The 7,992-nt window shown below is 72.7% G+C and carries 5 protein-coding genes and 1 pseudogene; 3 read left to right on the top strand and 3 right to left on the bottom strand.

What is annotated here, in order from left to right; genetic code table 11:
• The first annotated feature begins 109 nt into the window (after positions 1 to 109).
• Positions 110 to 1,588: a M1 family metallopeptidase gene (locus tag C1I97_RS25895; RefSeq protein WP_111005580.1), complete on the top strand. Its 1,479-nt coding sequence runs from the start codon at positions 110 to 112 to the stop codon at positions 1,586 to 1,588.
• A 137-nt stretch (positions 1,589 to 1,725) separates the two neighbouring features.
• Positions 1,726 to 3,234, top strand: coding sequence for a GTPase HflX (gene hflX / locus C1I97_RS25890; protein ID WP_111005579.1), 1,509 nt, complete (start codon positions 1,726 to 1,728; stop codon positions 3,232 to 3,234).
• 69 nt (positions 3,235 to 3,303) lie between these two features.
• On the opposite strand, the pseudogene C1I97_RS25885 reads toward hflX, so the two are convergent.
• The 3 genes and pseudogenes from C1I97_RS25885 to C1I97_RS42520 form a co-directional block, all read right to left on the bottom strand.
• Positions 3,304 to 3,796 (bottom strand): annotated as a pseudogene (locus tag C1I97_RS25885) (hypothetical protein); the annotation flags it as partial.
• A gap of 91 nt (positions 3,797 to 3,887) precedes the next feature.
• Entirely contained in the window at positions 3,888 to 5,126 is a 1,239-nt protein-coding gene (locus C1I97_RS25880) for a trypsin-like serine peptidase (RefSeq protein ID WP_111005578.1), read from the bottom strand.
• A gap of 216 nt (positions 5,127 to 5,342) precedes the next feature.
• Positions 5,343 to 5,786 (bottom strand): DUF4232 domain-containing protein, encoded by a 444-nt coding sequence (locus tag C1I97_RS42520; protein ID WP_309147826.1) that lies wholly within the window; start codon positions 5,784 to 5,786, stop codon positions 5,343 to 5,345.
• A gap of 613 nt (positions 5,787 to 6,399) precedes the next feature.
• On the opposite strand from C1I97_RS42520, the gene C1I97_RS25870 reads away from it, so the two are divergent.
• A complete protein-coding gene (locus C1I97_RS25870; RefSeq protein WP_111005576.1) occupies positions 6,400 to 7,875 on the top strand; it encodes a diaminobutyrate--2-oxoglutarate transaminase family protein in 1,476 nt (491 codons plus the stop codon).
• Positions 7,876 to 7,992 lie beyond the last annotated feature (117 nt).

The raw sequence follows: 7,992 nt of genomic DNA, 5'->3' as shown, positions 1-7,992 counted from the left end.
CCCCCCACACCTCTTCCCATGACCCTCGGTGTGGTCCTGACGGACCCTTTCGGGTGGGCCGGGAGCGAGTCTGCGCCGTGCCGCGCACGGGCGCTGGTAGCGGTGGTGCATGCCGCTCAGCCCTGGACCCCGTGTCCCGCGTCGCCTGAAGGCGACCCTCCTCGCCTCCGCCGCCGCCGTCTGCCTCGTCGCCGCGAGCGCCCCGCCCGCGCCGCTGGGCGTCGGCGACCGGCTCTTCCCGTACCTGGGCAACCCGGGGTACGACGTGTCGTCGTACGACCTGTCCTTCACCTACCCCGGCGACAACAGCAAGCCGCTGCGGGCCGTCACCACGATCGACGCGTGGACCACCGAGAAGCTGGACCGTGTGAACCTCGACTTCGCGCACGGCAGGGTCGACTCCGTGGAGGTCGACGGCCGGCCGGCCGCGTTCACCACCGCCGGCGAGGACCTCGTGATCACCCCCAAGAACCCGCTGCCGCGCAGTAGCTGGACGCGGATCACCGTGCGCCACACCAGTGACCCTGTGTCCGTGAAGGGCCGCGACGGAGGCTGGGTGCGCACCGCGGACGGCCTCGCCATGGCCAACCAGGCCGACGCCGCGCACCTGGTGTTCCCGTGCAACGACCACCCGTCCGACAAGGCGATGTTCACCATCCACGTCACCGCGCCCGAGGGGTACACGGCCGTCGCCAACGGCCTGCCGGCCGGCGTCGCCCGGACCGGCGGGACGACCACGTGGACGTACCGCACCCAGCACCCCATGGCCACGGAGCTGACGCAGGTCTCCATCGGCCGCTCCACCGTGCTGCACCGCACCGGCCCGCAGGGCCTGCCCGTGCGCGACGTCGTCCCCACCAAGGACCGTCAGGCGCTCGAGCCGTGGCTGGCCAGGACCCCCGGCCAGATCGCCTGGATGGAGAGCAAGGTCGGCCCGTACCCCTTCGAGACGTACGGCGTGCTCGTGGCCTCCGCCGCCACCGGCTTCGAACTCGAGACGCAGACCCTGTCCCTGTTCGAGAAGAAGCTTTTCACCGACACCGCCTACCCCAAGTGGTACGTCGAGTCGGTCATGGTGCACGAGCTGTCCCACCAGTGGTTCGGCGACAGCGTGAGCCCGCGCGTCTGGTCCGACCTGTGGCTCAACGAGGGGCACGCCACCTGGTACGAGGCCCTGTACGCCGAGGAGAAGGCGAACCGGCCGTTGGAGGCCCGGATGAAGGCCGCCTACAGCGCCTCCGACCGCTGGCGCGAGGCCGGCGGGCCGCCCGCGATGCCCAAGCCGCCGAAGCCCGGCCAGAAGATCGGCATCTTCCGCGCGAACGTCTACGACGGCGCCGCGCTCGTCCTGTACGCGCTGCGTCAGGAGATCGGCAAGCCGGCCTTCGAGCGCCTGGAGCGTGACTGGGTGCGCGCCCACCGGGACACCGACGCGACCACGGCCGACTTCCAGCGCCTGGCCTCGGACGTCGCCGGACGCGATCTGAGCGGCTTCTTCAAGGCCTGGCTGTACGGGGAGAAGACCCCGCCGATGCCCGGCCATCCCGACTGGAAGGCCGCGCCGCCGCCGAAGACGGCGAAGAAGTGACCGGGGAAATAACGCCGTGACGGGGCGGCCCGTGCCGTGCGACCATCTTCAGGACGGCACGGCACGGGACGGGGGAATCTTCCCGGGTACCCGTGCGTTGTGACCGGTGACGGAATCTTCCACGACGTAAGGACCCAATGACCTCCTCTTCTTCCTCTTCCCAGACGTTTCAGTCGTTCCAGGCCGGCAAGCGCCTCGCGCACACCCGCCCCGAAGGCCTCCGGGCCGATGCCCTGATGGAAGAGGACGTCGCCTGGAGCCACGAGTTCGACGGAGAGCGGGACGGCGACCAGTTCGACCGCTCCGAGCGCGTGGCCCTGCGTCGGGTCGCGGGCCTGTCCACCGAGCTCGAGGACGTCACCGAGGTCGAGTACCGCCAGCTCCGCCTGGAGCGGGTCGTGCTCGTCGGCGTCTGGACCTCGGGGACCGCGCAGGACGCCGAGAACTCGCTCGCCGAGCTCGCCGCCCTCGCGGAGACCGCGGGCGCGGTCGTGCTCGACGGTGTGATCCAGCGCCGCGACAAGCCCGACGCGGCCACCTACATCGGCTCCGGCAAGGCCGACGAGCTGCGCGACATCGTCCTGGAGACGGCCGCGGACACCGTCATCTGCGACGGTGAGCTCAGCCCGGGCCAGCTGATCCAGCTCGAGGACGTCGTCAAGGTCAAGGTCATCGACCGTACGGCCCTGATCCTCGACATCTTCGCCCAGCATGCCAAGTCCCGGGAGGGCAAGGCGCAGGTCGCGCTCGCGCAGATGCAGTACATGCTGCCGAGGCTGCGCGGCTGGGGCCAGTCGCTGTCCCGGCAGATGGGCGGCGGCAGCGGTGGCATCGCCACGCGTGGTCCCGGTGAGACCAAGATCGAGACGGACCGGCGGCGGATTCGCGAGAAGATGGCGAAGATGCGCCGGGAGATCGCGCACATGAAGACCGGCCGCGAGATCAAGCGCCGGGAGCGGCGCCGCAACAAGGTGCCCTCCGTCGCCATCGCCGGTTACACCAACGCCGGCAAGTCCTCCCTGCTCAACCGCCTCACCGGCGCGGGCGTCCTGGTCGAGAACGCGCTGTTCGCGACCCTGGACCCGACCGTGCGCCGGGCCGAGACCCCGAGCGGCCGGAGCTACACGCTGGCCGACACCGTCGGTTTCGTCCGGCACCTGCCGCACCACCTGGTCGAGGCGTTCCGCTCCACCATGGAGGAGGTCGGCGACTCCGACCTGATCCTGCACGTGGTCGACGGCTCCCACCCCGCCCCGGAGGAGCAGCTGGCCGCCGTGCGCGAGGTGATCAAGGACGTCGGCGCCACCGACGTACCCGAGATCGTCGTGATCAACAAGGCGGACGCGGCGGACCCGCTGGTGCTCCAGCGGCTGCTGCGGATCGAGAAGCACTCGATCGCGGTCTCGGCCCGCACCGGACAGGGCATCCCCGAGCTGCTGGCCCTGATCGACAGCGAGCTGCCCCGGCCGGCCGTCGAGATCGAGGCCCTGGTGCCGTACACCCACGGCAAGCTGGTCGCCCGCGCCCACACCGAGGGCGAGGTGATCTCCGAGGAGCACACCGCGGAGGGCACCCTGCTCAAGGCCCGGGTGAACGAGGAGCTCGCGGCGGAACTCGCACCGTACGCGCCGGCTCCCGCGCTCTGATCCAGAGTTCCACGAGCCGAGGGCCCGCCCCCCTGTCGACAGGGGGGCGGGCCCTCGGCGTTCACGGTGTCACCGGCCGCCGTACTTCCTGCTCATGTTCCGGTACAGCGCCTCGGCGTCCCGGCCCAGCCGCGGGCCGGCTGTGGTCGGCCGGGCCGATCGAGGTGTTGGACACCAGCCTGGTCCTGCCGTCCACCACGCGGAACCAGCCGCCGCCGGAGGAGCCGCCGGTCATGGTGCAGCCGATACGGTACATCGTCGGCAGGGACGGGCCGAGCGACAGCCGGCCCGGCCGGTCGACGCAGCGGAACATGCTCAGGCCGTCGTACGGCGGCGCCGCCGGGTAGCCCCAGGCGCCCATCGAGGTGACCCGCGTCGCCGACGGCGCGGAGAAGTCCACGTCCAGAGCCGCCCCGACGGTCTCCTCCAGCGACTTCGAGCCGGACTCCGGCTTCACGTGCAGCACGGCGTAGTCGTACGCCGCTCCCGCGCCGCCCGTCTCCGCGCCGCCCTGGATCCACTGGTTCGAGGTGGACGCCCAGTCCGCCCACCAGGCGCCGTGGGAAAGCATGGTGTGGAGGACCCCCCGTCGGTTCGTGTGGATGCCGTGCGCCGGGCCCGGCGGCTCAGCGCCTTGGTGCGAGGCGGAGCGGTTACCGCCCGGCGAACTTCCTGCTGACCGCGTCGTACACGCCCTCGGCCGCCTTGCCCAGCCGCGGCCCCGCCAGCCAGCCCGCCGTCACCGGGCCGATCGAGGTGTTGGAGACCAGGGCGGGCCTGCCGTCCGAGCCCGTCGCGACCCAGCCGCCGCCGGAGGAGCCGCCGGTCATGGTGCAGCCGATGCGGTACATCGTCGGGTCCGAGGCGTTCAGCGACAGACGGCCCGGCTTGTCCTGGCACTGGTACAGCCGCTGGCCGTCGTACGGGGGCGCAGCCGGGTAGCCGGTCGCGGTGACGCTGTTCACCTTCGGCACGGCCGGGGCGTCGAAGTCGACGGGCAGCGCCGCGCCGACGGTCTCCTCCAGCGACTTGCCGCTGCCGCCCTTCTCGGGCGTGACGTGGATGACGGCGAAGTCGTACGAGGCGCCCTGACCGCCGGTCGAGCCGCCCTGCTCGATCCACTGCTGGGAGGTCTGCGCCCAGTCGCCCCACCACACGCCGTACGGGGCGACCTCGTCCTGGGGAGCGTCCCGCAGCTGGGCGGCGCTTCTGCCCGTGTCGTTGTACGACGGCACGAAGGCGATGTTGCGGTACCAGCCGCCCTTCCTGCCGGCGTGCACGCAGTGGCCGGCCGTCCACACCAGGTTGGACCTGCCCGGGCGGGCCGGGTCCTGGACGACCGTCGCCGAGCAGACCATGCTGCCCTCGGGGGAGTCGAAGAACACCTTGCCCGCCGTCGCCGCGTTCGCGTGGTAGGCCGGCGGGACCGCCCGCGCCCTCACCGGTGCCGGAGCCGGGTCGGTGACGCCCTGGTCGCCGGAGAGGTCGTTGTCGTCGACGCCCCTGTCCGGGTCCTCGGCCTGGCGCATGCGGTCCGGGTCCCACAGGTCCTTGATGATCGGGTTGACGAAGTCGCCCGCCTCGCGCAGCCAGTCGTCCCTGTTCCAGTCCTTCCAGGCGCCGTTCCTCCACTTGTCGATGTCGATCCCGCGCTCCTCGAGCTTCCGCCTGATGTCGTCCGGGATCTTGATCCTGCCGTCGCCGGTTCCGCCGGCGTCGCCGGGGGTCACGGAGGCCGGGGGCCGGCTGTCCGCCTTGGCGTCGCCCGAGTCGCAACCGGTGGCGGTGAGCGCCAGCGCCGAGGCCAGTGCGACGGCGGTCAGCACGGGGGAGGTGGTGCGGCGGGCGCCTGCCCCTCGGCGAACGGTGCAGGACGGGCGTATGGGTCGCATGCTCTGACTCCCCCAGAAATGAACGGACTTGACGCTTTCCGCCGTGCTCTCGCGTTGATCGCGGGCTGAGATCACGCATCCTCACGGCGGGCCGGAACGGCACCACACACTATGCCGTCCCGGTCCGGGACCGCCGCCGGAACGGCAACGGTTCGGCTACAAGCCGTCTGACCTGGCCAATCGTCCAGAGATCTGCCGATTTGACGGCCAGGGCGGTCAGTTCGGCTTCGTCGCCGACACCGGGGTGACCGTCACCTTGTCGTCGCACTCGGCGAAGAGCCCTTCCTCCAGAGCGACTTGGTGTGCCCCGGACCCCGGCAGCCCGACCACCAGAGAGGGATAGGCGACGGACTCCGCACCGGACTCGCAGTAGCCGTCGCCCTCGCCCTGGACCTGGACGAAGGTCAGTTTCACCCATGCCCTGCCGCCGGGCGCCACCCGCACCGGCGACGCGGTCCCCGTGCGCGTCACCGACAGCGGAATGTTGCTCTGCGGCGAACCGTTGCCCGCTCCGGCCACCGACGGGTGGCCCTGCAGGACGCACGGCTGTCCGGAGACGTTGGTGAACTCGACGACCGCGGCCCCGATTCCGGTCCCCGGTGGACGGTTCGCGGCCTCGTACGCGGCCACCCTCAGGCTGGTCTCCGGACACGTCGTCACCGCGGCCTCCGAGGATCCGGAACCGGGAGAAGCGCTCGCCCCCGGCGCCGCCGACGCGCCCGCTCCGGGAGATTTCGAGGCACCTGCTCCGGGGGCTTTCGAGGCACCGGAGCCCGCACCGGAGCCCGGCCCCTCGGGTGAGGAGACCGCGCTGCTCGGCGCCCCGGACGGTGCCCCGACCGCCCCCGCGCCGTCGTCACCGGGTTGGCACGCGGTCACCGACAACGCGGCCGAGACCGCGACCATCGCCATCACGCCCACGCGGATGCCGTTTCCGTACTGCATGGCGCCCCCCGAAATCGTTCTTCGCGAGTGCCGGCCCTGCGCCGCCACTCGCCGAGGGAGACAGGGCTGCCCGGGGCCGGGGTTCCCCTGTGGACCACCTGTGACGAGGCGGCGACAGGACCGGGGCACGGTCACCGCGTGGCGTCGCGGCAACGATCTCGAGTCTGCCCGTAACCGCGCGGCCGGTCCGGGGTTGTAGCGGTGGGGGTCCTGCTGCCTGCGTCCGGGGCTCCTGTGCCGCGGGCGGCGACACGCCCCGACAGCGGGAGGCCGGCGCCTTGTTCCAGTGGGCCGCCGGCACTTTGGGACAGCGGGAGGACAAGGAGCCGTGACCGTGACGGATTCTGCGCCCGGAGGCTGCGCGTCCGCGGGGGCGCGCGCCGCGCACGAGGGGATTCTGCGGCGCCAGTCGGCGCGCGAGTCGGCGGCGCGCACCTATGCGCGCGCCCTGCCGATCGTGCCGGTGCGGGCCCGCGGGCTCACCATCGAGGGCGCGGACGGCCGCCGCTACCTGGACTGCCTCTCGGGCGCCGGCGCCCTCGCCCTCGGACACAACCACCCCGTCGTCCTGGAGGCCATCCGCAAGGTCCTCGACTCGGGCGCGCCCCTGCACGCCCTCGACCTGGCCACACCGGTCAAGGACGCCTTCGTCACCGAGCTGTTCCGCACCCTGCCGCCCGGGCTCGCCGAACACGCGCGCGTGCAGTTCTGCGGCCCGACCGGTACGGACGCGGTGGAGGCCGCCCTCAAGCTCGTCCGGGCCGCCACCGGCCGCAGGACCATCATGGCCTTCGCCGGCGCCTACCACGGGATGACCGCGGGAGCGCTCGATGCCTCGGGGCACGCCGCCGACGTACGGGTCGCGCGCCTGCCCTACCCGCAGGACTACCGCTGCCCCTTCGGCGTCGGCGGTGCCCACGGTGCCGAACTCGCCGCCCGCTGGACCGAGTCCGTGCTGGACGACCCCAAGTCGGGAGTGCCGCTGCCCGCCGGGATGATCCTCGAACCCGTGCAGGGCGAGGGCGGGGTGATCCCCGCGCCCGACCACTGGATGCGGCGCATGCGGCAGCTCACCGCGGAACGGTCCGTCCCGCTGATCGCCGACGAGGTCCAGACGGGGGTCGGGCGCACGGGCGCCTTCTGGGCGGTGGAACACAGCGGCGTGACACCGGACGTGATGGTGTTGTCCAAGGCCATCGGCGGCAGCCTGCCACTGGCCGTCGTGATCTACCGCGACGACCTCGACGTCTGGGCACCCGGGGCCCACGCGGGAACCTTCCGCGGCAACCAGCTCGCCATGGCCGCGGGCACCGCCACCCTGGCCCACGTCCGCGAGAACCGCCTCGCCGAACGCGCGGCGGCCCTCGGCTCCCACATGCTGTCCCAACTCCGCGACCTGGCCGGTCACTTCCCCTGCATCGGCGAGGTGCGCGGGCGAGGCCTGATGATCGGCCTCGAACTGGTGAACCCGGAGGGGGAACCCGATTCCTCCGGCCGGGGCGCCACTGGACCGACGGCGGCCCGCCCCCGCGAGCCTCTCCCCGCCGCTCCCGAACTCGCCGCCGCCGTACAGCGCGAGTGCCTGCGACGTGGCCTGATCGTCGAACTCGGCGGCCGTCACGCCAGTGTCGTACGGCTCCTTCCCCCGCTGACGATCACCGACGAGCAGGCCGCCGCGGTGCTCGGCCGGCTGGCCGACGCGGTGGACGCGGCGGCCGCCGGCCACACCGGCCGAAGCGGCGGGGAACACGGCCCGCGGCGGAGGCAGTCCCGACCCGCCGGAGCCGCGGAGGGGACGGGGTAGCGCGCCCGCTCGCGACGACCGAGCGGGTGCGCCGGGGCGGGCGGCCTCGAGGGACCGCCGGCACCCCCGCCCCACCGGCCCGGCCCGGTGCGAGTCGCCGGGCCGACGCCTCGGCAC

It is taken from the genome of Streptomyces sp. NTH33 (genome assembly GCF_003236365.1).
GTDB lineage: Bacteria > Actinomycetota > Actinomycetes > Streptomycetales > Streptomycetaceae > Streptomyces.
Note: the sequence above shows the minus strand (reverse complement) of the source record. Positions and strands in the feature narration are given on the sequence as shown.

Excerpts from the sequence above, each read along its gene's own strand:
- C1I97_RS25880 (WP_111005578.1), bottom strand. The coding sequence starts at position 5,126 with ATGCGACCCATACGCCCGTCCTGCACCGTTCGCCGAGGGGCAGGCGCC.
- C1I97_RS25895 (WP_111005580.1), top strand. The coding sequence starts at position 110 with ATGCCGCTCAGCCCTGGACCCCGTGTCCCGCGTCGCCTGAAGGCGACC.
- hflX (WP_111005579.1), top strand. The coding sequence starts at position 1,726 with ATGACCTCCTCTTCTTCCTCTTCCCAGACGTTTCAGTCGTTCCAGGCC.